A 23,798-nucleotide genomic window follows, 5' to 3' on the forward strand; every position below is an offset into this window, starting at 1 on the left:
AACCGCGTAGACAACTTGCACAGTTCTCAGGAGAGAAGAACGATGAAACACATGACTGCCCTGTTCACCGTAGCCGCCGCCCTTGCCCTGGGTGCCCATTCCGCTATCGCCAAGGACGTGCAGCCCGACGAAGTGGTCAAGCTGGTCAATGCCAAGACCGTCAAGTCGCTGGACGAACTCAAGGCCGCCGCCGTGGCCAAGCACCCGGGTGCCACCGTCACCGACTCGGAGCTTGAAGACGAGTACGGCCGCTACATCTACAAGGTCGAGTTGCGCGACACGCAGAATGTTGAATGGGACGTGGCGCTGGACGCCAAGACGGGTGAGGTGCTGAAGGACGAGCGGGACAACTGATGATCCACTTACCGCGGCCAGCGCGCTACCTCGCGCTGGCGCTGCTGGCCGTATGCTCGCTGGCCGCTGCCCGCGACCTTGACCAGGATGAGGCCCTGAAGCTGCGCCAGAAGGGTGTCATCCTGCCGCTCGAACAATTGCTGGAAACCGCCCTGGGGCGTTACCCCGGGGCACGTTTGCTGGAGGCCGAGCTGGAAGAGGACGACGATCGCTACGAATATGAAGTCGAACTGCTGACGGCTGACGGTGTGGTGCGCGAGATCAAGCTCGATGCCAGCACCGGCGCCCTGCTCAAAGACGAGGAAGACGACTGAATGCGCCTGTTGCTTGTCGAGGACAATGTACCGCTGGCTGACGAATTGACCGCCGGTCTGCAGCGCCAGGGTTATGCCGTGGACTGGCTGGCGGACGGCCGCGACGCCGTTTACCAAGGCCAGAGCGAACCCTACGACCTGATCATCCTCGACCTTGGCCTGCCGGGTTTGCCGGGCCTGGACGTGCTTGCCCAGTGGCGCGCCGCCGGCCTGGCCACACCGGTTTTGATCCTTACCGCACGAGGTTCGTGGGCTGAGCGTATTGAAGGGCTCAAGGCCGGGGCCGATGACTACCTGAGCAAACCGTTCCACCCGGAAGAGTTGCAATTGCGCATCCAGTCGCTGCTACGTCGTGCGCGTGGCTTGGCCAACCAGCCAACGCTGGAAGCCGCCGGCTTGCACCTGGATGAAAGCCGCCAGTGCGTGAGCCGTGATGGCGTGGATGTCCAGCTGACCGCCGCCGAGTTCCGCCTGTTGCGCTACTTCATGCTGCACCCGCAGCAGATCCTGTCCAAGAGCCACCTGGCCGAGCACCTGTACGACGGTGAGACCGAGCGTGATTCCAACGTGCTGGAAGTCCACGTCAACCACTTGCGGCGCAAGCTGGGCCGCAGTGTCATCGAGACCCGCCGTGGGCAAGGCTACATCTACGCGGGGAGCACCGGGTGAAGTCGATCCAGGCGCGCTTGAGCCTGGGCCTGGTGGCGGTGCTGGTGGTGGTCGGCGTGGTGCTGGCGCAGCTGACGTTGTGGCTGTTCGAGGCCGGTCTGCAGCGCTACCTGGAAAACGGCCTGCGCAAGGAAAGCGAGAACCTGTTGGTGGCGCTGGTGCGCGGGCCTTCCGGTCTGCAGCTGGATGAGCGGCGCATCTCGGCGGCCTATCAGCGGCCGTTTTCTGGTTATTACTTCCGTATCGATTTCGACAAAGGCACCTGGCGCTCACGCTCGCTGTGGGATCTGGATATGCCCAAACCCGCCGCGCCCGGTCTTTCCGACAGCCATGAACTCGGTCCGGAAGGGCAGCAATTGCTCGCCCTGCGTGCGGACTACCGGCGTCTTGGCCAAGACATCTCGATCAGCGTGGCACAGGATTACTCGCCGGTGCGCGAGGGCTTCCGGCGTATGCAGCAGATTGGCCTGGGCATGGGCCTGGTGGCGCTGATTCTGGTGCTGGTGCTGCAGCGCATGACCGTAACGCGCTCGCTGCGGCCGTTGGAGCGGGCGCGTCAGCAGATCGCCCAACTGCAGCAGGGCCAGCGTTCACAACTGGACGCCGAGGTGCCCAGCGAGCTGGTCCCGCTGGTGGGGCAGATCAACCACTTGCTTAGCCATACCGAAGACAGCCTGCGCCGTTCGCGCAATGCCTTGGGTAACCTGGGGCATGCACTGAAGACACCGTTGGCGGTGCTGCTCAGCCTGGCGTCCAGCGAGCGCCTGAAGGATTTGCCCGAGGTGCGGGCGCAGATGCGTGAGCAACTGGAGCAGATTCAGCAGCGGTTGGCACGCGAACTGAATCGCGCGCGGTTGGCGGGCGATGCGTTGCCCGGTGCGCAATTCGATTGCGATGCCGAACTGCCGGGGTTGCTGAGCACGTTGGGCATGATCCACGGCGAGGGTTTGCTGCTGGCCAGCGATGTGTCGCCTGGGTTGCTGTTGCCGTGGGACCGTGAGGATTTTCTGGAGCTGCTGGGCAACCTGTTGGACAACGCCTGCAAGTGGGCCGACAGCGAAGTGCGCCTCGGCATTGGGTCGAATGCCGAGGGCTATCAGGTATGGGTCGATGATGACGGCCCGGGGATTCCCGAGGGCCAGCGGCAGCAGGTGCTGGAGCGCGGTTCGCGGCTTGACGAACAGGTTGACGGGCATGGCCTGGGGTTGGGCATCGTGCGCGATATCGTCGAGGCCTGGGGCGGGCAATTGTCGCTGCTGGAAAGCCCTCTGGGCGGGCTGCGGGTGAGTATCGAGTTGCCGCGCAAGGTTCGATAATGCCGGGGCCGCTGCGCAGCAGCCCCAGATCAGTACTGCAAAAAAATTGCAGTACAGCCGCATTTTTTTGAATTAGCCCAATCTCTCCCCGCCCGGCAAAATTCCCCTCACGAAACCCTGCGGTTTCCATCTCTCCACGGACGGAGCCCCTTGTGGTATTGCATGCGCAATACGAGGCCCAGGCCAGCTCGGCTGGGCTTTCTTTTTAATCAGAAAAACCAAAGATCCCGATTACTTAAATGTCTGCCTCGCGTTCCGAAAGTCGTCTGCAGCGGCTGTTGCCGGCGCCCCTGAATATCCCCCCCAAAGAATGGTTGCGTGCTGGTATTGGTGCGTTGCTCGGCCTGTTCCTCGCCGGCTGGCTGACCAGCATCGCTTATGGCCCCGGCATCGCCCTGCACCTGCTGGGCCCGCTGGCTGCCTCTGCAGTACTGGTGTTCGCCGTGCATTCCGGCCCATTGGCCCAGCCCTGGCCGGTGCTGGGTAGCTATGCCCTGGCGGGTGTGGTTGGCCTGGCCATGCGCGAAGGCTTTGGCCCGGAACTGTGGGTGGCCGCCGCTGCGCTGGGCATCTCGCTGCTGGTGATGTGCCTGCTGCGCTGCCTGCACCCGCCGGGTGGCGGGGTGGCGGTGAGTGCGGTGCTGGCCGACGCTGGGCTGACCGCCATGGGTGATCACCTGCTGGAACCGGTGCTGCTCAATGCGTTGATCCTGGTAGCGGTGGCGATCGTTTATAACCGCCTGACTGGCGTGCGTTACCCGAAAGGCGCCGTGCCGCGCAAAGACCTGCACCACACCCATGACCCGTTGCCCGGCGAGCGGGTGGGCATTCGCAGTGAAGACCTGGACCAGGCGCTGGAAGAGCTGGGCGAGTTCGTCGACGTCACCCGCGATGAGCTGGAGCGCATCATCCTGGCCACTGAGCAGCACGCCCTGCAGCGCAGCCTTGGCGGTATCACCGCAGCCTCGGTAATGTCCCGCGATGTGCAATTCGCCACACCTGATACCACGCTGGAGCAGGCCTGGAAAATGCTCACCAGCCATCATCTGAAGACCTTGCCGGTACTGCAGCAGGGCAAGCTGGTGGGCATCGTCAGTCTCAGCGATTTGGTCGGCCCGGCCATGCAGCGTGGCCGCTTCAGCTGGCGCGGGCTGTTCGGCCGCAGGGCCGTGCGCATGGAGCAGGTGATGAGCCGGCGGGTAGTGAGTGTCAGCAGCCGGCACCCGCTGGAGCGGCTGCTGCCGCTGCTGTGCGAACAAGGCCTGCATTGCCTGCCGGTACTCGATGCCGACCAACTGGTGGGGGTAATCACCCAGACCGACCTGATCGCCGGCCTCAAGCGTCAGTTACTCAGCGACGCCGAGGCTTCAGATAAGCGGGTCCCAGCGTTGTGACCAGTCGCTGGCGCCGGCAGCCACCAGCTGGCGCAGGATGGCGAAGGCTTGTTGCAGGGCCTCGCTGTCGCGCTTGCGCGGGTACACCAAGTAGGTCGGATAGGTGAACTCCGGCGCCTGCGGTACCCGCTCGAACACGCCGCTGTCCAGGTAAGCTTGCACCACGCGCGTGCGGAAGTAACCGCTGCCACCCTGGTCGAGGATGAACTGCAGTGCCAGCGGGCCCAGGTTGAAGCTGAGCGCCGGGCGCGCGCAATCGGGCAGGGCTGCATCGTGCTGGCGGCGGAAGGCCTCGCCCCAGTCGATGTAGATGTAGGGCTCCGGCTGGTCGACCCGGCGTACGCGGATCAGTTTTTCTTCCATCAACTGTTCCACCTGCAGGCCTGGTCCGTAAGTCGGCTGGTACACCAGCGCGGCATCCAGCAAGCCCATTTCCACCTTGCGCAATAGCGACTCACCGTCACTGACCTCGCTGCGGATGGCATGGCTGGGCAGCTCACGGTGCAGGGCAATGACCCAGTCGAGCAGCATCGGGTTGCCGAGGCTCACTTCTCCCCCCACATGCAGCACTTGCTGGCAGCCTTCAGGCAGCGGCAGGTCGCGCCGCGCCGCTTCCCAGGTTTGCACCAGCTGGTTGGCATAGCTGACGAATGCCTCGCCGTCGCTGGTCAGGCTGGCGCCATTGCGGCTGCGCACGAACAGCTGACAGCCCAGTTGTTGCTCCAGGCGCTGTACCCGCGCGGTAATGGCCGTCTGTGACACGAACAGGCGTTCGGCAGCGGCGACCAGGCTGCCGCAACGCACGATTTCCAGAAAGGTTCGGGCCTGTTCGATATCCATGGGCTGCTCGGTGACGGAAGGGAGGTCTATTCTAGAGGCTTTGCACCGTTATGGGGCGCTTTTGCGTTGTCTGCAAATTTGCAGGTCGGTTGTGACTTTAGTCCCATGGCGGCGCGGGTGTAGCGGTCCATACTCAGGTTTCGCCCTTCAATAACAACAAGTACCGGGTTCCCTTCGCTATGAGCTATCAGCACAGTTACGCCCATTCCATTTCCGACCCTGCCGCGTTCTGGGCGGAACAGGCCGCGCACCTGGCCTGGCACCGCACGCCTGCCCTTACCCTGCAAGACAACCCCGACGGTACCCACCGCTGGTTCGCCGATGGCCGCCTGAACAGTTGCTACCTGGCCCTCGATCACCAGATCGAGCAGGGCCGTGGCGAGCAGTTGGCGCTGATCTACGATTCGCCAGTCACCGGCGTGCAGCAGGCCTACACCTACAACGCGTTGCGCGACGAAGTGGCGCGCCTGGCCGGTTTGCTGCGCCAGCTCGGGGTGAATAAGGGCGATGGCGTAATCATCTACATGCCCATGGTGCCGCAAGCGGCCATGGCCATGCTGGCCTGTGCGCGGATTGGCGCGGTGCATTCGGTGGTGTTCGGCGGCTTTGCCGCCAACGAGCTGGCTTTGCGCATCGATGACGCCCGGCCTACGCTGCTGCTCACGGCATCTTGCGGGCTGGAATTCGACAAGATAATTGCCTACAAACCGTTGGTAGACCGGGCCCTGAAGTTGGCCCGGCACCCGCCTCGCAATGTGCTGGTGCTGCAACGGCCGCAGGCGCAGGCTGAACTGCAGCCAGGCCGCGATCTGGACTGGCAGGCAGCCTTGGCCGGCACCCAGCCGGTGGCCCCGGTCGAGCTGGATGCTGGCGATCCGCTTTACATCATGTACACCTCTGGCACTACCGGAAAACCCAAGGGCATCGTCCGCGAAAACGGCGGCAACGCGGTGGCACTGTGCTACGCCATGCGCCATATCTACGGCATGCAGGCCGGCGATGTGTGGTGGGGCATTTCCGACGTGGGTTGGGTGGTCGGACATTCGCTGATCGTTTATGGGCCACTGATGAGTGGCTGCACCACGGTGTTCTACGAGGGCAAGCCAATCCGTACCCCGGATGCCTCGGCCTACTGGCGGGTGGTGGAGCAATACAAGGTCAACGCGCTGTTCTGTGCCCCCACCGCCATGCGTGCCATCCGCAAGGAAGACCCGGAGGGTGAGCTGATCCGCAAGCATGACCTCAGCTCGTTGCGGCAGCTGTTTCTGGCGGGTGAGAAGCTCGATTCCAGCACCCATGAATGGCTGGAGCGGGTCAGTGGCAAGCCGGTGCACGACCACTGGTGGCAGACCGAAACCGGCTGGCCGGTCACCGCGCCCTGTGTGGGGCTGGAGGGCAGTGCGGCGAAGCCGGGGTCCAGCAACCGCGCCGTACCGGGCTATCATGTGCGTGTGGTGGATGACGAGGGCCACTTGCTGGGGCCCAACCACCAGGGTTCGATCGTCATTGCCTTGCCATTGCCGCCCGGGTGCAGCCAGACGCTATGGGGCGACCACGAGCGTTACTTGCAGGCCTACCTGCGTACCTACCCGGGCTTCTACCACACTGGCGATGGGGGCTATCTGGACGATGATGGCTTCGTCTACATCATGGGGCGCACGGACGACGTGATCAACGTCTCGGGGCACCGCCTGTCCACAGGCGAAATGGAGGACCTGGTGGCCTGCCATCCGGCAGTGGCCGAGTGCGCGGTCATTGGCGTGCATGACGAGATCAAGGGGCAGGTGCCGTTGGCGCTCGTTGTGCTCAAGGACGGCGAGGGCATTACCGAGGCGCAATTGCTGGTGGACCTGGTGGGCAGCGTGCGCGAGGCGATTGGCCCGCTGGCCTGTTTCAACCGGGTTCGGCTGGTGAAGCGCTTGCCGAAGACGCGGTCGGGAAAGATCTTGCGGGCGGTGTTGCGCAAGATCGCCGACGGGCAGGACTATGTGCCGCCTTCGACCCTGGATGACCCTGCTGTACTGGGGGAGATCGAGGCGGTGCTGGCAGATTTGCCCAGGGCTGGCTGAGGCCGGCAGCCGCTACAAGCGGCAAATGCAATCCGGGGCGCTCATCCATGAGCGCCCCGATCAGTCAGGCTACGGCCTGTGCGCCTGTGATCTCAACCAGCGAGCCGCACATGAAGGCCGCCTCGTCGGACGCCAGGAAGGCAACCAGTGCAGCGACTTCCTCAGGCTTGCCGATGCGTCCGAAGGGCACCATCTTATCCAGATCGGCAATGGTCCGGCCCGACTTGCGTACACCTGCTTCGAGCATCGGTGTGTGGATCTCGCCTGGGCAAACCGCGTTCACGCGGATGTTCTGAGGGGCGTAGTCGCGCGCCAGGTTCTGGGTGAACGAAGCGACGGCTGCCTTGGTTACGTTGTATGCGATGTGGCCAGGTGCGGGGTAAAGGCCCCACTGCGAGGCGGTGTTGACGATCGCGCCGGCACCCTGCTCGATCATGACGGGCAGTGCTGCGCGGCATAGGTGGAACATCGAGTCCAGATTGATGGCGAAGCTGGTGTGCCAATCGTCCTCGCTCAGTGCCAGAAGGCTCCCGCGACGGTTGATACCGGCATTGTTGACCAGGATGTCGATGCGCCCGAGTTTAGCGACAACCGACTCAACGAGCCCACGGCAAGCCTCGCCCGAACCTATGTCAGCTGCCAAGGCAATTGCCTTGCCACCGGTGCCCTCGATCGCACTGGCTACGTCCTGTGCTGCTGCCAGGTTGACGTCGCTGACCACAACGGTGGCGCCTTCGCTTGCAAGGCGTGTAGCGATGGCAGAGCCGATACCGCCAGCGCCTCCCGTCACGATCGCAACTTTGTTCTCGAATCTGTTCATTCCGGACTCCCGTTGAGCGGCGGTTGATGTATGTTTTGTTTTTGTGTGCAGTGCTGCGTGCAAAGCTATCGGCTCATGCAGCATCCTGTCAACTGACTCGAACAGGCGGAGTACGAACTGTTGGGTTGCCCAATGAAATGGCGGGCACCAGCGAGCCATCGACCAAATGATGATCAATCTGGGTGGAACGCCGGATAAATGCTGTGAGGGGCCGTGATAATTGTCGGTATGTACTTTAGAAGTGCGGGGCACCTATACATGACTTGGCCAAGACAGTTGCTTAAGCCACCGACATACGCGCAGTAAGATTCTGCTGCATGTAGTCCAGAAAACGCCGCTGGAACAGCATGGTGTGCTCATGCGCAGCTGCTTCTGCGGCATCGGCATCGCGTGCTGCTATGGCATCGATGATTTCGTCATGATCGCGCCCCAGTTTGTGGGTGCTGGCCGAACTTACGATATGGTCGAAGTGCAGGTGAAGCAGGCGCTGGCCTTCTCCCAGCAACCGCTCGTAGTAATTGATGAAGTAAGGGTTGCGTCCGGCGTGGGCAATGGCCATGTGGAAAGCCTTGTTCAACTCCGACATGGACTGGAAGTCGCCCGATGTTACGGCCTTGAGGTATTCGGCGTCGGCTTGGCGGATTTTCTCGAGGTCTTCCGGACGATGCTGAATCGCCGCCAGGCGAGTGACTGCACGTTGCATCAGGTCCAGCGCGGAGATGTAGTTTGGAAACTCTTCGATTTCGAAGGGTGTCACCAAGGTTGTACGGTTTGGCAGGATGACCACCAGGCCCTCAGTTATCAGCCGAGCCAGTGCATCCCGCACAGGGGAGCGGGACAGGCCGAATTGAGCGGCAAGGGACACTTCGTCCAGCTGTACCCCGGGTTTGAGTTTCAGGGTCAGAATCTGCTTGCGCAACTCTTCATAGATGTAGCGCCCACTGTGGCGACGCACGCCACTTTCTTTATCGTTATCTTTAGTCATCATCAGGTCTCATTAGCTCTGGCCTTTATCATACAGGCCGGGCCTTGTCATGTTGCAACTCCTGTCGCCGCCCGATGAGCCGGTATCGCAAGGGTAGCGGTCACTGCATTCAAAGAGCCGCGCCCAGCGTGTCCGGGCACGGCTGCAGGGGCACTGTGGTCAGCCTTCTCCCCAGGTGTCGCTGAGCATGAAGCCTGCGGCGAGCGGATCGTCTGGGTCGACGCCCAACTGCTGAAGGCCATACAACCAGGCCCGCCCGGTCACGCGTGGCAGCACCGCCGGCTTGCCGGCGACTTCGGTATGGCCGAGCAGGGCCACCTGGAACTGGCCGCCGATGGTCGAGCGTGACACCAGATGGTCCCCGGCCTGTACTTTGCCGCGTGCCGCCAATGTGGCCAGGTTGGCCGAGCTGCCGGTCCCGCAGGGCGAACGGTCGACCCGGCCCGGGGGCAGGGTGGTGCAGGTCTGGTAGGTGCGATCATCCAGGCGGTTGCGGAACATCACATACGCCACCTCGTTCACGGACGGAAGCAAGGGGTGCTGGATGTTCAGTTGCCGGTTGATCACTTCCCTCAGCGCTACGCCGGCATCAGCCAGTTGCCGGGCATTTTCCGGTGCGATCGAGAGCCCGACTTGCTCGACGTCGATCAGCGCGTAATACACACCGCCAAACGCCACATCGACCTTGATCGTGCCGAAGGCTTCGGTCTCGATCGCCAGGTCCAGGTGCTCGACAAAGGCTGGCACCATGTCCAGCGAAACGTTCAGGCATCGGCCGTCCGCGCACTGGGCGCGAGCGGTCACCAGGCCTGCTGGTGTATCGAGGACCACCGTGGTTTCTGGCTCCTGCATCGGCACCATGCCCAGTTCGAGCAGGACCGTGACCACACATATGCAGTTGCTGCCTGACATCGGATGGGCCTTGTCGGCTTGCAGCACGATGAAGCCGGCGTGGGCCTCGGGTCGAGTGGGCGGCAACAGCAAGTTGACCGACATCTGCAGGCAGCCGCGCGGCTCCAGGGTCACCAGGCGGCGCAGGCTGTCGTCGACTTCGTTGATGTAGTTCATCTTGTCGAGCATGGTGGCACCGGGGACGCCGATGACGCCCCCGGTGATGACCTTGCCGATCTCGCCTTCGCAGTGCACCTCAGCCAGCTGAAGCGTCTGTTTCCAACGCATGGGTGTTACCTCACTTGATGTACCAGCCCCAAGGCTGTTCGCTGTCGTAGCGGGTGATCTGCTTGGTTTCCAGGTAGTTGTTCAGGCCCCATTCGCCCAATTCGCGACCGATGCCGCTGGTCTTGTACCCGCCCCATGGTGCTTCAGTGAAGGTGGGTTGCGAGCAGTTGATCCATACGATACCCGCGCGGAACTTGCGCGCAACGCGCTCACAGCGCTCCAGGTCGTTGGACATGACCGCGGCACCCAGGCCGAAGCGCGAGTTGTTGGCCGACTTGACCGCTTCCTCTTCGCTGTCGAACGGGCGGATGCACACGACCGGCGCGAAGATTTCTTCGTTCCAGATCCAGCTGTCTTCCGGCACGTCGGCAAACACTGTCGGTTGCAGGTAGAAGCCTTTGTCCAGATGGGCAGGGCGTTCGCCGCCGCACACCAGGCGGGCGCCTTCTTCCAGACCAAGGGAGATGGCTTTCAGCGTACCTTCGTATTGGCTGCGGTTGACCAGCGGGCCGAGCAGCACGCCTTCTTCCATGCCATTGCCGATCTTGATCTTGCGGGTTTCTTCGGCCAGGCGGGCCAGCAGGGGTTCGTAGGCAGCACGTTCGACCAGCACACGGGAGGTGGCCGAGCAGACTTCGCCCTTGTTCCAGAAGATGCCGAACATGATCCACTCGACGGCTTTTTCGATATCGCTGTCGGCGAAGATCACGAATGGCGATTTGCCGCCCAGCTCCAGGGTCACGTTCTTGATGTCCTGGGCAGCGGCCTGCATGATGCGGCTACCGACCGGTACGCTACCGGTGAAGGCCAGCTTGTCCACGCCAGGGTGCGCGGTCAGCGCGGCGCCGACTTTCGAACCTGGGCCGGTGACGATGTTCAGCACGCCGGGTGGCAGGCCGGCTTCATCGGCGATGCGGGCCAGTTCCAGTGCGGTCAGCGAGGTCTGTTCGGCGGGCTTGAGGATGATGCTGCAACCCGCAGCCAAGGCAGGGGCGATTTTCCACGAAGCCATCAGCATCGGGAAGTTCCACGGCACGATAGCCCCGGCGACGCCGATCGGCTCCTTGCGGGCGATCGAGCTGAAGCGGTCGTCGGACAGCGCAACGTCCTTCTCGCGATTGCGGTCCAGCTCCTCGGCCAGCTTGGCGTAGAAGTCGAAGCAGCCGGCGGTGTCGCCGATATCCCACATCGCCTCCGGGAACGGCTTGCCGTTATCACGTACTTCCAGCTCGGCCAATTCTTCCTGGCGGGCACGGATGCCGTCGGCAATCTTGCGCAGGTACTCGCCACGCTCGGCGCCGCTCAGGCGTGGCCATGGGCCCTCGTCGAAGGCGGCACGGGCAGCCTTGACCGCGATATCGATGTCTTCTTCGGTACCGGAGGCCACGCGGGTGATCAGGCTCTCGTCGCTTGGGTCATATGAATTGAAGCTGCCGCCCTGGACAGGGCTGACCCATTGGCCATTGATGTAGAACTGGTCGTAGCGGTTCATGCAGTACCTCCAATAAGGGCGAAGCGACGAGCGCTGAATGCGGACAGGTTTTGTGCCGGTGTACGGTTGGCGGCCAAGTCTGCGACCAGGCGGCCGGTGGTGGCGCCAAGGGTCAAGCCGAGCTGGCCATGGCCGAAGGCCATGATCACGTTGCCAAGGCGGGGAGACCGGTCGATGACCGGTTTGGTGTCAGGCAGGAACGGCCGGTAGCCGACGCCGAACTCCATCCCTTGGGTATTCAGTTGTGGCAGCACGCGACGCGCCTTTTCCATGATGATTTCGGCGCGCTTGAAGTTGGGTTCGGCGCCGGGGGCGGCGAACTCGATGGTGCCGCCGATCTGCAGGCCGCGTGTCATCGGGGCGAAGCAGAAGCCGCCATCGGCGTAGATCACCGAGTGGCGAATTTCGACTTCAGGCGTTGGCAGCACGGCCTGGTAGCCAGCGATGCCGGCCAACGGGATGTTCACCCCGAGCGAGTCGAAGAACGGACGCGCACCAGTACCGGCGGCCACCACCACATGGTCGGCTGGCAGGCGGGTGCCGTCGGCCAGGGTCACACCGCAGGCGCGGTCGTGGTTTTCATCGATTCTCACGGCCTTCTGACGCAGGCGCACGCCACCCTGGGCGATGAAGCTTTCGGTCAGTGCGGCAATGAAACCTTCGGTGTCGCTGACGGCGCGCCAGTCAGGGAACACCAGCCCATGCTGGAACTTGCCGGCCAGGGCTGGCTCCAGATCGCCGATGGCGGCGCCGTTCAGCTCTTCGGACTTGAAGCCCAGCTGCTTGCGCAGCTCCAGGTGCGGGCGTTCGTGAGCCAGGCCAGCTGGCGAGTCGAACACTTCGAGGATGGGGCGATCACCGAGCAAGGATTTGTCCGGGCAGGCATCCAGCAGCGGGGCATAGTCGGTGTAGACATGTTGGGTCAGGCGCGCCATGTCCTCGGCGATCTCATGGATCTTCGACGAACGTGCGCAGGCCAGAAAACGCAGGAACCAGGGCAGGATGCCGGGCAGCGCGCTCGGGCGCAGTGCCAGGGGGCCTTTCTGGTCCAGCAGCCAGCCCGGGATTTTCATCAGAATGCCGGGCTTGGACAGTGGAATGACTTCACTGACCGCCATCTGACCGCAACTCCACTTGGCGGTACTGTCGCCCGGTGCGGCGGGGTCGATGAGCGTGACCTTGTGGCCTTCGCGCTGCAGGTACAACGCGCAGCAGACACCGACGATACCGCCGCCGATGACTACGGCGTTCTGCGATGACGATTGTGGGGTGTTCATGGGTCTGTCTCGTATCAAGAGAGGTAGCGAAGGGGCCGCAGGGCGGCCCCGTGTAGCCTTACTGCTGCGAAGCTTCGAACACCTTGCGGAACTCGGTTTTCTCTTCTTCGGTCAACGGCAGCAACGGTGCACGTGCGTTGCCGACCTTGAAGCCAGCCAGCTCGGTGCCGTACTTCACTTTCTGCACGAACTTGCCGCTTTCCAGGTTGGCCATGGCGGGGAACAGGCTGCGCATGACGGCCTGGGCGCCTTTGAGGTCGCCGCTGGTGAAGGCTTTGTGGAAGGCCACGACCTTCTCCGGGAAGATGTTGGCCGGGCCACAGATCCAGCTGCTGGCGCCCCACAGGTAGAAGTCCAGGGCCTGGTCGTCCGAGCCGCAGGACAGTTGGATGCCCTTGTATTTTTCACCGATCTCGATGGCGCGCAACAGGTTGCCGCTGCTTTCCTTGATGCCAATCACACGGGGGTGATCGTTGAGGGCGGCGATCACGTCCATGCCCACTTCGACGTTGGTGCGGATTGGGTAGTTGTAGAGCACAACATTGATCTCGGGGAAGGTCGCGAGAATGGTGTTGTAGTGGGCGAGCAGCTCTTCCTGGGAGGGTAGCGCGTAGTACGGCGGGGCGATCAGCAGGTTGGTGTAGCCAGCGTCGACGGTCTGCTTGATCTGCTCCAGCACTTCACGCGTACACGAACCGTTGGCACCGGCGATCAGGGTGCCGCGGTCAGCGACCACTTCCTTGACGGTAGCCAGGATCTGGCGGCGTTCTTCATTGGTCAGGGCGTAGTATTCACCAGTCGAACCCAGCGGAACAAAGCCGCTGACACCCGCGTTGAGTTGGTGCTCGAGGATCGAGGCCAGGGTGTCGTGGTCGACTTTGCCAGCAGCGTCGAACGGGGTGACCAGTGCGGGCAGGATGCCATTGAGTTTCATGGGTGTTCTCCAGGTTATCAAGGGAGTTTCAGTAGGCGTAGCGGCGCAGCAAGCGCCCTTCGACCACACCGACCAGACGGGTCAGCGGGAAGGCTACGAGGAAGTAAATGACCGCCACCGCCGAGAGGAACTCGACTGGGCGTGCGGTGCTGTTGGAAATGTTCTGGCCGACGAACATCAGGTCCGCGACGCCCACCGAGGAGATCAGCGCGCTCTCCTTGAACAGGCTGACCACGTTTGAAAGCAGTGGGGGTACGGCACGCAACAGGGCCTGAGGGAAGATCACATAAAGCACCTTGACCTTCGAAGTGAGCCCCAGGGCGGTGCAGGCGTCATGTTGTTCGCTGGCAATCGACTTGAGTGCGCCGCGGAACGTTTCGCTGGTGATCGCGCCCATGAACAGTGTCAGGGCGATCAGCACCGAGACGTACGGCGGGATATCCAGGCCGAACACGACCGGGAAGCAGAAGAACACCCAGAACAGCTGGATCAGCAGCGGCGTGCCGCGGAAAAACTCCACATAGAGCGTCAATGGCAGGCGCACTACCTTGAGCTTGACCTGGCGCAGCATGCTGACCACGAAGCCGAGCAGGCTACCCAGCAGCCCGCAGACGGCAGTGAACGCCAGGGTCAGGGCCAGGCCCTTGAGCAGTACTGGCCAGTAACCCAGTACAACCGAGAAATCGAGTGGCATGGTTATCTCCTCAGCGCTGTCCGGCCAGTTCCTGGCGACGCTCGAACCACTGCACCAACTGCGCGATCGGCAGCGACAAGGCGAAGTAGATGAGGGCGATCAGGGTGTAGGTTTCCAGCGGGCGGTAGGCCTCGGTGGCCAGGCTCTTGCCCATGTACATCAGGTCGGCGACTGCAACGATGGCGACCAGCGCGCTTTGTTGCAGGGTGCCGATACCGTTGGTGATCAACACCGGCAGGGCGCTGCGCAATGATTGCGGCAGAATCACATACAGCGTGCGCTGCCACGACTTCAGCCCCAGCGCGATGGAGGCATCGAGGTGCTCGCGTGGCACCGCTTGCACACCAGCCCGATAAGCCTCGGCGTTGAACGCGGTGAGGTTAAGCCCCAGGGCCAGGAAGCCCATGGCGATCGGGTCGATGAACACGTTGAACAGCATCGGCACGCAATAGAAGAACCAGACGATCTGCAGCAGTGCTGGCGTGCAGCGGAAAAACTCGATGAACAGCTGCGCCGGCCAGCGCACGAAGAACCAGCGGCTCAAGGTCATCAAACACAGCAGGAAGCCGCAGGTCAGGCCGATGAGGTTCGAGACCAGTGCCAGTTCCAGCGTTACCTTGAGCCCGTCGAGCAGCGCCGGGAGGCTGCCGCTGAGGAAGTGGAAGTCAAATTGGTAGTTCATGGCAGTGCCCTCAATCGAAATGCACGACCTTTTCCAGGAACTCGCGGGTGCGGGCTTCCTTGGGCTGGGTGAAGATCTGTTCGGGATGGCCCTGCTCGACGACCTTGCCGTTGGCGCAGAACACCACGCGGGTGGCGATGTGGCGGGCGAAGTGCATGTCGTGGGTGACGATGATCATCGCCATCTTCTGCTCGGCCAGTTGCATCATCACGTTCTGCACTTCGATGACCATTTCCGGGTCCAGCGCCGAGGTCACTTCATCGAACAGCATCAGGCGGGGTTCGAGCATCAGTGCACGGGCAATCGCCACGCGTTGCTTCTGGCCGCCTGAAAGTTGGGAAGGGTAAGCATGGAGCTTGCTTTCCAGGCCGAGACGGGCGAGGTAGGCGCGGGCTTTTTCAGTCGCTTCAGCCTTGCTCAGGCCATGGACCTTGACGGGGGCCAGGATCAGGTTGCCCAGTACCGACAGGTGCGGGAACAGTGTGTAGTGCTGGAACACCATGCCAATCTGCTTGTGCAAGGCCTCGTCCAGAGGCTTGCCTTGTTTGCGTGCGCCGTCGATGTAGGGTTTGCCCTGGAACTGGATGCTGCCGCCCTGGATGCCTTCCAGCCCCATCAAAACGCGCAGCAACGAACTTTTGCCGCTACCAGACGGGCCGATGATGACGAGGCGATCATCGGCACGCATGTCCAGGTTCATCTGGTCCATGACCACCAGCTGCTCGCTGTAGGCTTTGCGCACGCTGCGCAGTTGGATGAAATTGCCGTTCATGTCTGAATTCGGGATGAGCGAAGCCTGTGGCTGGGAAGCCACCAAATGAGGCGTGGTCATTACAGTCGTCTCCGGAGAGGCCCTCTGCCGGGCCCTCTGTCTGTCAGCTGGAGTTACTGGGCTTTGCCGCCCGCGATGATTTCGGCGGAGGCCTTGTCTACCAGTTTGTCGATCTCGCCCGACTCGCGACGCTGTGTCAGGTAGGCATCGAGCTGGGCAAGGTCTGCAGCAGGTGTGTCATGGGCGAGGGCGAAGGACACCCCTTGCTTGGCCATGGCGGGGACAGGGAGCACTTCCTTGACCCAGCTGTTGGCCATGGCGAACAGGTGGTTGGTGTCGTTGGCGTCGGCGAGCACGTCGGCGCGGCGGGACATCAGCGCCATGCGGGTCTCGTCGGAGCCGGGCAGGCGCATCAGCGTGGCGTTCTTGATGGCGGCGCTGACGGCCTTGTCGGCGGCGGTACCGGAGATGACCGCAATGGTGACGCCTGGTTTGTCGAAATCAGTGATGGCGTTACCGGCACCACTGAACTTCGGGTTCTTCTCGTTGATCAGCAACGAAACCTGGTAGTCAGTGGCCGGGGTCGAGAAGGCCACGGCTTTTGCACGCTCTGGCGTCATGTTGAGCGCCATGGCCATGTCCCACTTGCCGCTTTGCAGGCCGGCCACCTGGTTGTCCCAGCTGGTGTCGACGAATTGCGCTTTGACGTTGAGCACATTCTCGGCGAAGTCCCGGCACAGGTCGACGAAATAGCCGCTGTACTGGCCGGAGGCCGGGTCGCGCATCACATAGGGTGCCGCGACGGCTGCGCCGCAACGCAGTACGCCGGCTTTCTGGACGCTTTGCCAGGTTTGCGTGTCGGCGTGAGCCGCAGGTTGCGACAACAGCGCCAGGGCAGCAGCAAGGTATGCAACGCTGGCGCTGACTTTGCGTGAAAGGGACCGTGCCATGTTGAGTCTCTCCGGTAATTTGTTTTTGTAGGCAGAAGAGCAAGCAAACGAATCGCTGTATTTTTGTTTGAGTGCCGCAATGTGTGCAGCAATGCATTCAGGCTATTGCGACATCGCGCAACCTGTCAACACGCTGGAAAGAATTTTTTGAAGCAAAGCGTCCCCGCTCACCTGCCAAAGTGATTGGGGACGCTTTTGTGAAAAGAGGGGGAGGTAGTGCTAGGCGGGGCTGCCGGTCAGCTGCAATTCGTTGAGAAAGCGTTCGAGGATCATGTTGGGCCTGCGCCCTTTGCGGGTAGCGATGGCGAGCTTGGCGTCGAAGTACAGGCGGCCGGGGTCAAGCGGAGCCATCACCCCTTTTTCCACCCAACTCGCGGCGTAATGATCGGGCAGAAAACCGATGTAGCTGCCGGTGAGAATGAGGAACGCAATCCCCTCGCGGTCAGTCGCCGAAGCCGCGAAGTTGAGCAGTTGGTGCAGCCCGATTGCCTCGGCTGTCATGCGGTAGGTCGGGACGACTGCGTCGGCCTGCGCCAACTGCTCGTCAGTGACGCTGGCGGCATGTGCGAACAGTGGATGTTCGTGGCTGCAATACAGGTTCGAACGTTCCTCGTAGAGCAGGCTGTAGTCGAGGCCGGAAAGGGGCGAAATCAGCGGTACTGCGCCCACATGCAGGTGGCCATCCAGCAGCCCGCGTTCGATTTCGCCAGGGGTGCTCATGCTCAGGTTGATGCGCACGCCGCTGCCCTCGGCCCGCACGGCTTTGAGCGCATGAGTGATGCGCATCTTTGGCTGAGTGACCAGGTTGTTGACGATCGCGACGTTCAGGTCGCCACGCAGTTGCTGGTGCATCTGGTTCACTTCACTGCGAAAACCTTCGATGGCCACCAGCACGGTTTCACTGGCGCGCAGTACCTCGCGGCCTTCGTCGGTGAGGGCGAAGCCTGCTCGACCCCGCTGGCACAAGCGCATCCCCAGGCGTTTTTCCAGGTCGCCCATGTGCAAGCTGATGGCCGACCGGGTAATGCCCAGCGCGCTTTCGGCACCGGAAAAACTGCCGCATTCCGCGACGGTTTTGAATACCCGCAACAGCCTTAGATCAAAATCACTTACCTGATGCAGGGGTGTCTTCTTGGTCATGCGTGAGTTTTCCGATAACTGAATACAAGAAAATAGAGATTTATCGCACATGACAATCCAGCACAAGCTAGGCGCATCACTCCACGCTCAGGATTACCGTCATGAACCAGGCCTTGCAGACACCTCTCTCCTTGGCCAGCGGCCTCCAGCTGGAATCGCACTGGATGCCGTTTTCCTCCAACCGGAACTTCAAGAAAGACCCGCGCTTCATCGTAGGTGCCAAAGGTAATCGCCTGATCGATGAGCACGGCCGTGAAGTATTCGATAGCCTGTCAGGCTTGTGGACCTGCGGAGCGGGCCATTCCCGGCAGGAGATCGCTGACGCAGTCGCCAAGCAACTGGTATCACTGGATTACGCGCCAGCGTTTCAGTATGGCCACCCGCTGTCGTTTCAGCTGGCTGAGAAAATTGTCAGCCTCGTACCGGGCAAGCTCAACCATGTGTTCTTCACTGGCTCAGGTTCGGAGAGCGCCGACACCTCCATCAAGATGGCCCGCGCTTACTGGCGCCTGAAAGGTCAACCGCAGAAGACCAGACTGATTGGTCGCGCCCGTGGATACCATGGCGTGAACGTTGCCGGCACGTCGCTGGGTGGCATCGGTGGCAATCGCAAGATGTTTGGCCCTTTGATGGATGTCGACCACCTCCCACACACCTTGCAACCGGACCTGGCCTTCACCAAGGGGGCGGCAGAGACGGGCGGCGTGGCCTTGGCCAACGAAATGTTGAAGCTGATCGAGTTGCATGATGCCGCCAACATCGCCGCCGTCATCGTAGAGCCAATGTCTGGCTCGGCAGGCGTGATCGTACCGCCACAGGGCTACCTGCAGCGCCTGCGCGAAATTTGCGACCAGCACAACATCCTGCTGATCTTCGATGAGGTGATCACCGCCTTCGGGCGCATGGGGACCATGACCGGAGCCGAGTACTTCGGTGTCACCCCGGACCTGATGAACATCGCCAAGCAGGTCACCAACGGCGCCATCCCGATGGGGGCCGTGATTGCCTCCAGCGAGATCTACAACACCTTCATGTACCAGGCATCTCCCGAGTATGCGGTCGAGTTCGCCCATGGTTACACCTATTCCGCCCATCCGGTCGCTTGCGCAGCCGGCCTGGCTACCTTGGACCTGCTGGAAAAGGACAACCTGGTTCAGCAGTCGGCGGAACTGGCACCGCACTTCGAGAAAGCCATTCACGGCCTCAAGGGTGCCAAGCACATCGTCGACATCCGCAACTGCGGCTTGGCCGGCGCGTTGCAGATCGCGCCACGCGATGGCGATGCGCTGGTTCGCCCATTCGAGGCGGGCATGGCGTTGTGGAAGGCTGGTTTCTATGTGCGCTTTGGCGGCGACACCCTGCAGTTCGGCCCAACGTTCAATACCAAACCCCAGGAACTGGATCGTCTGTTCGATGCCGTGGGCCACGCCCTGCACGGCATCGACTGATCGGCACGCTCTCGCACGACGGGAGCTTCCTTAATACAGCAACTAGACAGCTTGTCACCAAGCTCGAGGAAAGAAGATGGCAACTATCAAGCATTTGATCCATGGTGAGCCTATCGCTGACGACGCGCGCACCACGGATGTGTTCAACCCGTCCACCGGCCAGGCCATCCACAAGCTGGGCCTCGCGAGCCGCGCCACCGTACAGAAGGCCATCGACTCTGCCCAGGCTGCCTTCCCGGCCTGGCGCAACACCCCACCTGCCAAGCGCGCGCAGGTGATGTTCCGCTTCAAGCAGCTGCTGGAGGCGAACGAGCAGCGTATCGCCCAGCTGATCAGCGAAGAGCACGGCAAAACCATCGAAGATGCCATCGGTGAGCTCAAACGCGGTATCGAGAACGTGGAGTTCGCCAGTGCCGCGCCCGAAATCCTCAAGGGCGAATACAGCCGCAACGTGGGCCCGAACATCGACGCCTGGAGCGACCTGCAGCCAATCGGCGTGGTCGCTGGCATCACCCCGTTCAACTTCCCGGCCATGGTGCCGCTGTGGATGTACCCACTGGCCATCGCCTGCGGCAACTGCTTCATCCTCAAGCCATCCGAGCGCGACCCAAGCTCGACCCTGCTGATCGCCGAACTGCTGCACGAAGCCGGCCTGCCCAAAGGCGTACTCAACGTGGTGCACGGTGACAAGGAAGCGGTGGACGCGCTGATCGAGGCGCCTGAAGTCAAGGCACTGAGCTTCGTTGGATCCACCCCGATCGCCGAGTACATCTACGCCGAAGGCACCAAGCGCGGCAAGCGCGTCCAGGCATTGGGCGGCGCCAAGAACCACGCGGTGCTGATGCCGGATGCCGAACTGGACAACGCCGTCAGCGCGCTGATGGGCGCCGCCTACGGTTCGTGCGGCGAGCGCTGCATGGCGATCTCTGTGGCCGTGTGCGTAGGTGACCAGGTGGCAGACGCCATGATCGCCAAACTCGAACCTCAGATCAAAGCGCTGAAGATCGGTGCCGGCACCTCCTGCGGTCTGGACATGGGCCCGCTGGTCACTGCTGCTGCGCGTGACAAGGTGCTGGGCTACATCGATGACGGCGTCGCTGCCGGTGCCAAAGTGGTCGTCGATGGCCGTGGTTTCAAAGTGGCTGGCAACGAAGACGGCTACTTCGTGGGCGGCACCTTGTTCGACCGTGTTACCCCGGAAATGCGCATCTATAAAGAAGAGATTTTCGGCCCGGTACTGTGCGTCGTGCGTGTGAACAGCCTGGAAGAGGCGATCAAGCTGATCAATGACCACGAGTACGGCAACGGCACCTGCATCTTCACCCGCGACGGTGAGTCGGCGCGCCTGTTCTGCGACGAGATCGAGGTCGGCATGGTGGGTGTCAACGTACCGCTGCCGGTCCCGGTGAGCTACCACAGCTTCGGCGGCTGGAAGCGTTCGCTGTTCGGCGACCTGCACGCCTACGGCCCGGACGGTGTGCGCTTCTACACCCGCAAGAAGGCGATCACCCAGCGTTGGCCAAAACGCACCAGCCATGAGGCCGCTCAATTCGCTTTCCCTAGCAACAGCTAAGGCAAGCCCCTGGTTCGAATGCCTGCGTCGTTCACTGTTCTGACGGAGAACCGCGATGGCGCAGGCGTTCGTCATCCTTCAAGCGTCTGGCTCACTTCATTAGCAGGTCGATAAGTATCATGGCGATTACCAATCAATACGTGAAAGATCTTGATCGTGAGTATGTATTCCACTCGTGGTCGACCCAAGGAACACTCAATCCCCTGGTCATTGCCGGCGGTGAGGGCAGCACGGTCTGGGACTACGACGGCAAGCGTTACCTGGACTTCTCCAGCCAGCTGATCAACACCAACCTGGGTCATCAGCACCCGGCGGTGATCGCGGCTATCCAGGAACAGGCCGGCGCACTGACCACCATCGCCCCGGCAACGGCTAACCTGATGCGCGGCGAAGCCGCCAAGCGCATCATCGAGCAGGCCCCAGCCGGCTTCAAGAAGGTCTTCTTCACCAACGGTGGCGCCGACGCCAACGAAAACGCGATCCGCATGGCGCGCCTGTTCACTGGCCGCGACAAGGTGCTGTCGTCCTACCGCTCCTACCACGGCAACACCGGTTCGGCCATCGTTGCCACCGGCGACCCGCGCCGCGTGCCGAACGAGTACGCCCGGGGCCATGTGCACTTCTTCACCCCGTACTTGTACCGCAGCGAGTTCAACGCCCAGACCGAGGCCGAAGAAACCGAGCGCGCCCTGCGTCACCTGCGTCGTGTGATCGAATGCGAAGGCGCGAACTCGATCGCCGCCATTCTGCTTGAGAGCCTGCCGGGTACTGCCGGTGTGCTGGTGACCCCGGCCGCCTACATGCAGGGGGTGCGCCAACTGGCCAGCGAATTCGGCATCATGCTGATCCTCGATGAAGTGATGGCCGGCTTCGGCCGCACTGGTAAGTGGTTCGCCTTCGAGCACTACGGCGTGGTGCCGGACCTGATCACCTTTGCCAAAGGCGTTAACTCCGGTTATGTGCCTGTGGGTGGCGTGGTGATCTCGGAGCAACTGAGCACCTATTTCGACACCCACTTCTTCCCGGGTGGCCTGACTTACTCCGGTCACCCGCTGGCCATGGCCTCGATCGTCGCGTCGATCGACACCATGCGCGCAGAGCGTGTGGTCGAGAACGCCCATGAAATTGGCGAGAAGCAGCTGGGCCCGCGTCTGCGTGAACTGCAGCAGCGTCATCCGGCCATTGGCGAAGTCCGTGGCGTTGGTGCTTTCTGGGCTCTGGAGTTCGTCAGCGACAAGGCCACCCGTGCACCGTTGGCTGCACAGACCATGCTTGCGCTGAAGAACAGATTGATGGAGCGCGGCCTGCTGCCGTTCGTGGTCGAGAACCGTATCCACGTCGCGCCGCCTTGCATCATTACCGCTGAAGAAGTCGAGGCCGGTATCGCCATACTGGATGAGGTCATCGGTTGCGTGCTGAGCTGACAGCTTCTCACCCCTGTCGAAGGCTTCGGCTTGAGACATTTGCCGCCTTCACGCTGGGCGGCCTTTTATTCCTGAAAGCCAAAGCCAGGCTTAGCCTGGCTTTGGCTTTTGCATCGGCGCCGCACCTTTCTGCTGCGCTTGCTTGGTAAAGTTCAGGGCGGCCATCAGGTGCGGGATAGCCAGTCCACTTGACGCTTCAGTACCGAGTCACTCGACTCGCCCACCAGTTTTTCGTAAACGCCAGGGGCCGTTGCACCCTCGGTACTGATCAGCAACACGCGCGATTGCTCATCCAGCCCGACGTCGGCAGCCAAACGGGGGGAGTGCATCAGTCGGGTCAGGGCAGAGAGGCCTGCTACCGCCGACTCACCCGCCACCAGCGGAATGTCTTCTTGGCTGCCTTGAGCCAGTTGCTTCATCGATGCCACGGCTTCGTCATCCTCGATGGTCATGAAGAAATCGACGCACGGCTGCAGGAACTGCCAAGCCAGAGGGGAGGTTTCACCGCAAGCCAGGCCTGCCATCACGGAATCCACCGAGCCGGTTGCCTTCGCTGCTTTGCCGGACGTTGCGCTTTGATAAAGACAGTCCGCTTGCGCCGGCTCGACAACGATGAAGGTAGGGCGTTGCTCAGCAAAGTGCTCCCACAGGTAGCTGGCAATACCCGCTGCCAGGCCGCCCACGCCGCCTTGGAGGAATACATGGGTAAACGGCGGCCGTGGGGTGCTTTGTGCTTGCAGGTCTTCAATGATCTCGGCGGGAATGGTGCCGTAGCCTTGCATTACATCCCTGGGGATATCCTGATAGCCCTCGTAGGCGGTATCAGATACGACCAGCCAGCCGTTGCGCTCTGCCAGGCTGGCCGCTTCCTCGACAGATTCGTCATAGTTGCCGGTGATGCGCACGATTTGTGCGCCATAGGCCGCGATGGCGGTTTCTCGCTCGACGCTGACGTGGGCATGCAGCACGATCACGCAGCGGCAGCCGATACTCTGGGCTGCGGCAGCCAATGCACGTCCGTGGTTGCCATCAGTAGCACTGATGACGGTGAAGTGGGCCAGTTCGGCTGCATGCTTGCCGGCAAACAGGTCTGTAGCGTTGAACTGGCGCTCGGCAAAGGTACGCATGATCAGGCGCACCAAGGCGATCGGGGCGCCGAGCGCCTTGAAGCTGCCCAGTTGCGAACGCACCGATTCATCTTTGACCAATACCTGGGCGACGCCCAGCTCACTGGCAAGGCTTGGCAGGTTATACAGCGGAGTGCCATTGGCATTGATGCTCGACCATTGGCCAAGCCACTGACGGCTTTCGTCGGCACTGGCAATGCTCATGATCTGCTTCAGATCATCAGGGTAGGGTTGGCGGGTTACGTTCGGGTTCGCTAACAACATTTCGGACTCCAATGGCAGGCAGCGTGGGGCCACTGCCGCGGGTAATCACCAGCAGACACAAGTAAATGCAAGCCAGGCACA

The 23,798-nt window shown here is 62.0% G+C and carries 22 protein-coding genes; 9 read left to right on the forward strand and 13 right to left on the reverse strand.

Annotated features, from left to right (window positions below; all coding sequences use genetic code 11):
• The first annotated feature begins 42 nt into the window (after window positions 1-42).
• From QQL85_RS07730 to QQL85_RS07750, 5 genes are all read left to right on the forward strand, one after another.
• The gene (locus QQL85_RS07730) at window positions 43-354 is read left to right on the forward strand and encodes a PepSY domain-containing protein (protein ID WP_025338449.1); all 312 of its coding nucleotides are present in this window, start codon (window positions 43-45) and stop codon (window positions 352-354) included.
• Complete coding sequence (locus QQL85_RS07735; RefSeq protein WP_019097599.1) at window positions 354-668, forward strand: PepSY domain-containing protein; 315 nt, start codon at window positions 354-356, stop codon at window positions 666-668. Before QQL85_RS07730 ends, QQL85_RS07735 begins: the two co-directional genes overlap by 1 nt.
• Window positions 669-1,337 carry a response regulator transcription factor gene (locus QQL85_RS07740; RefSeq protein WP_284355883.1) on the forward strand — a complete coding sequence of 223 codons (669 nt, stop codon included), beginning with the start codon at window positions 669-671 and terminating at the stop codon, window positions 1,335-1,337.
• Window positions 1,334-2,653 (forward strand): ATP-binding protein, encoded by a 1,320-nt coding sequence (locus QQL85_RS07745; RefSeq protein ID WP_284355884.1) that lies wholly within the window; start codon window positions 1,334-1,336, stop codon window positions 2,651-2,653. Before QQL85_RS07740 ends, QQL85_RS07745 begins: the two co-directional genes overlap by 4 nt.
• Window positions 2,654-2,892: 239 nt before the next feature.
• Window positions 2,893-4,047 carry an HPP family protein gene (locus QQL85_RS07750; RefSeq protein WP_284355885.1) on the forward strand — a complete coding sequence of 385 codons (1,155 nt, stop codon included), beginning with the start codon at window positions 2,893-2,895 and terminating at the stop codon, window positions 4,045-4,047.
• Here QQL85_RS07750 and QQL85_RS07755 read toward each other — a convergent pair.
• Window positions 4,021-4,887, reverse strand: a complete 867-nt coding sequence (locus QQL85_RS07755) for a LysR family transcriptional regulator (protein ID WP_284355886.1) — start codon at window positions 4,885-4,887, stop codon at window positions 4,021-4,023. The two genes, QQL85_RS07750 and QQL85_RS07755, sit on opposite strands and share 27 nt — an antisense overlap.
• A 179-nt stretch (window positions 4,888-5,066) precedes the next feature.
• Between QQL85_RS07755 and QQL85_RS07760 the strand changes: the two genes are divergently transcribed.
• A complete protein-coding gene (locus QQL85_RS07760; protein ID WP_284355887.1) occupies window positions 5,067-6,956 on the forward strand; it encodes a propionyl-CoA synthetase in 1,890 nt (629 codons plus the stop codon).
• Between the two features lie 64 nt (window positions 6,957-7,020).
• On the opposite strand, the gene QQL85_RS07765 is transcribed toward QQL85_RS07760, so the two are convergent.
• The 11 genes from QQL85_RS07765 to QQL85_RS07815 form a co-directional block, all read right to left on the reverse strand.
• On the reverse strand, window positions 7,021-7,776 hold the full coding sequence (locus QQL85_RS07765) for an SDR family NAD(P)-dependent oxidoreductase (RefSeq protein ID WP_284355888.1): 756 nt from the start codon (window positions 7,774-7,776) through the stop codon (window positions 7,021-7,023).
• Between the two features lie 280 nt (window positions 7,777-8,056).
• Window positions 8,057-8,761: a GntR family transcriptional regulator gene (locus tag QQL85_RS07770; RefSeq protein ID WP_284355889.1), complete on the reverse strand. Its 705-nt coding sequence runs from the start codon at window positions 8,759-8,761 to the stop codon at window positions 8,057-8,059.
• 159 nt (window positions 8,762-8,920) lie between these two features.
• On the reverse strand, window positions 8,921-9,940 hold the full coding sequence (locus QQL85_RS07775) for a proline racemase family protein (protein WP_284355890.1): 1,020 nt from the start codon (window positions 9,938-9,940) through the stop codon (window positions 8,921-8,923).
• 10 nt (window positions 9,941-9,950) lie between these two features.
• Window positions 9,951-11,432: an aldehyde dehydrogenase family protein gene (locus QQL85_RS07780; protein ID WP_284355891.1), complete on the reverse strand. Its 1,482-nt coding sequence runs from the start codon at window positions 11,430-11,432 to the stop codon at window positions 9,951-9,953.
• Window positions 11,429-12,709, reverse strand: coding sequence for an NAD(P)/FAD-dependent oxidoreductase (locus QQL85_RS07785; protein WP_284355892.1), 1,281 nt, complete (start codon window positions 12,707-12,709; stop codon window positions 11,429-11,431). Before QQL85_RS07785 ends, QQL85_RS07780 begins: the two co-directional genes overlap by 4 nt.
• Window positions 12,710-12,767: 58 nt before the next feature.
• Window positions 12,768-13,643, reverse strand: a complete 876-nt coding sequence (gene dapA, locus QQL85_RS07790; RefSeq protein WP_284355893.1) for a 4-hydroxy-tetrahydrodipicolinate synthase — start codon at window positions 13,641-13,643, stop codon at window positions 12,768-12,770.
• A 28-nt stretch (window positions 13,644-13,671) separates the two neighbouring features.
• Window positions 13,672-14,337: an amino acid ABC transporter permease gene (locus QQL85_RS07795; protein WP_284355894.1), complete on the reverse strand. Its 666-nt coding sequence runs from the start codon at window positions 14,335-14,337 to the stop codon at window positions 13,672-13,674.
• A gap of 10 nt (window positions 14,338-14,347) precedes the next feature.
• A complete protein-coding gene (locus QQL85_RS07800; protein ID WP_284355895.1) occupies window positions 14,348-15,019 on the reverse strand; it encodes an amino acid ABC transporter permease in 672 nt (223 codons plus the stop codon).
• A 10-nt stretch (window positions 15,020-15,029) separates the two neighbouring features.
• Window positions 15,030-15,851 (reverse strand): amino acid ABC transporter ATP-binding protein, encoded by an 822-nt coding sequence (locus tag QQL85_RS07805; protein ID WP_284355896.1) that lies wholly within the window; start codon window positions 15,849-15,851, stop codon window positions 15,030-15,032.
• Window positions 15,852-15,904: 53 nt separating this feature from the next.
• Window positions 15,905-16,741: a transporter substrate-binding domain-containing protein gene (locus tag QQL85_RS07810; RefSeq protein ID WP_284355897.1), complete on the reverse strand. Its 837-nt coding sequence runs from the start codon at window positions 16,739-16,741 to the stop codon at window positions 15,905-15,907.
• Window positions 16,742-16,960: 219 nt separating this feature from the next.
• Window positions 16,961-17,881, reverse strand: a complete 921-nt coding sequence (locus tag QQL85_RS07815) for a LysR family transcriptional regulator (RefSeq protein WP_284355898.1) — start codon at window positions 17,879-17,881, stop codon at window positions 16,961-16,963.
• Between the two features lie 101 nt (window positions 17,882-17,982).
• Here QQL85_RS07815 and QQL85_RS07820 point away from each other — a divergent pair, with 101 nt between their 5' ends.
• The 3 genes from QQL85_RS07820 (at window position 17,983) to QQL85_RS07830 (ending at window position 22,326) form a co-directional block, all read left to right on the forward strand.
• Window positions 17,983-19,329, forward strand: coding sequence for an aspartate aminotransferase family protein (locus QQL85_RS07820; RefSeq protein ID WP_284355899.1), 1,347 nt, complete (start codon window positions 17,983-17,985; stop codon window positions 19,327-19,329).
• A 76-nt stretch (window positions 19,330-19,405) separates the two neighbouring features.
• Complete coding sequence (locus QQL85_RS07825; RefSeq protein WP_284355900.1) at window positions 19,406-20,902, forward strand: CoA-acylating methylmalonate-semialdehyde dehydrogenase; 1,497 nt, start codon at window positions 19,406-19,408, stop codon at window positions 20,900-20,902.
• Window positions 20,903-21,021: 119 nt separating this feature from the next.
• On the forward strand, window positions 21,022-22,326 hold the full coding sequence (locus tag QQL85_RS07830; protein ID WP_284355901.1) for an aspartate aminotransferase family protein: 1,305 nt from the start codon (window positions 21,022-21,024) through the stop codon (window positions 22,324-22,326).
• A 164-nt stretch (window positions 22,327-22,490) separates the two neighbouring features.
• On the opposite strand, the gene QQL85_RS07835 is transcribed toward QQL85_RS07830, so the two are convergent.
• Window positions 22,491-23,717, reverse strand: coding sequence for a diaminopropionate ammonia-lyase (locus QQL85_RS07835; RefSeq protein ID WP_284355902.1), 1,227 nt, complete (start codon window positions 23,715-23,717; stop codon window positions 22,491-22,493).
• Between the last annotated feature and the right edge of the window lie 81 nt (window positions 23,718-23,798).

The sequence above is a fragment of the Pseudomonas putida genome, assembly GCF_030159595.1.
GTDB lineage: Bacteria > Pseudomonadota > Gammaproteobacteria > Pseudomonadales > Pseudomonadaceae > Aquipseudomonas > Aquipseudomonas putida_AC.

Coding starts and splice junctions, on each gene's coding strand:
- QQL85_RS07730 (WP_025338449.1), top strand. CDS start 43: ATGAAACACATGACTGCCCTGTTCACCGTAGCCGCCGCCCTTGCCCTG.
- QQL85_RS07735 (WP_019097599.1), top strand. CDS start 354: ATGATCCACTTACCGCGGCCAGCGCGCTACCTCGCGCTGGCGCTGCTG.
- QQL85_RS07740 (WP_284355883.1), top strand. CDS start 669: ATGCGCCTGTTGCTTGTCGAGGACAATGTACCGCTGGCTGACGAATTG.
- QQL85_RS07750 (WP_284355885.1), top strand. CDS start 2,893: ATGTCTGCCTCGCGTTCCGAAAGTCGTCTGCAGCGGCTGTTGCCGGCG.
- QQL85_RS07755 (WP_284355886.1), bottom strand. CDS start 4,887: ATGGATATCGAACAGGCCCGAACCTTTCTGGAAATCGTGCGTTGCGGC.
- QQL85_RS07760 (WP_284355887.1), top strand. CDS start 5,067: ATGAGCTATCAGCACAGTTACGCCCATTCCATTTCCGACCCTGCCGCG.
- QQL85_RS07765 (WP_284355888.1), bottom strand. CDS start 7,776: ATGAACAGATTCGAGAACAAAGTTGCGATCGTGACGGGAGGCGCTGGC.
- QQL85_RS07770 (WP_284355889.1), bottom strand. CDS start 8,761: ATGACTAAAGATAACGATAAAGAAAGTGGCGTGCGTCGCCACAGTGGG.
- QQL85_RS07775 (WP_284355890.1), bottom strand. CDS start 9,940: ATGCGTTGGAAACAGACGCTTCAGCTGGCTGAGGTGCACTGCGAAGGC.
- QQL85_RS07780 (WP_284355891.1), bottom strand. CDS start 11,432: ATGAACCGCTACGACCAGTTCTACATCAATGGCCAATGGGTCAGCCCT.
- QQL85_RS07785 (WP_284355892.1), bottom strand. CDS start 12,709: ATGAACACCCCACAATCGTCATCGCAGAACGCCGTAGTCATCGGCGGC.
- dapA (WP_284355893.1), bottom strand. CDS start 13,643: ATGAAACTCAATGGCATCCTGCCCGCACTGGTCACCCCGTTCGACGCT.
- QQL85_RS07795 (WP_284355894.1), bottom strand. CDS start 14,337: ATGCCACTCGATTTCTCGGTTGTACTGGGTTACTGGCCAGTACTGCTC.
- QQL85_RS07800 (WP_284355895.1), bottom strand. CDS start 15,019: ATGAACTACCAATTTGACTTCCACTTCCTCAGCGGCAGCCTCCCGGCG.
- QQL85_RS07805 (WP_284355896.1), bottom strand. CDS start 15,851: ATGACCACGCCTCATTTGGTGGCTTCCCAGCCACAGGCTTCGCTCATC.
- QQL85_RS07810 (WP_284355897.1), bottom strand. CDS start 16,741: ATGGCACGGTCCCTTTCACGCAAAGTCAGCGCCAGCGTTGCATACCTT.
- QQL85_RS07815 (WP_284355898.1), bottom strand. CDS start 17,881: ATGACCAAGAAGACACCCCTGCATCAGGTAAGTGATTTTGATCTAAGG.
- QQL85_RS07820 (WP_284355899.1), top strand. CDS start 17,983: ATGAACCAGGCCTTGCAGACACCTCTCTCCTTGGCCAGCGGCCTCCAG.
- QQL85_RS07825 (WP_284355900.1), top strand. CDS start 19,406: ATGGCAACTATCAAGCATTTGATCCATGGTGAGCCTATCGCTGACGAC.
- QQL85_RS07830 (WP_284355901.1), top strand. CDS start 21,022: ATGGCGATTACCAATCAATACGTGAAAGATCTTGATCGTGAGTATGTA.
- QQL85_RS07835 (WP_284355902.1), bottom strand. CDS start 23,717: ATGTTGTTAGCGAACCCGAACGTAACCCGCCAACCCTACCCTGATGAT.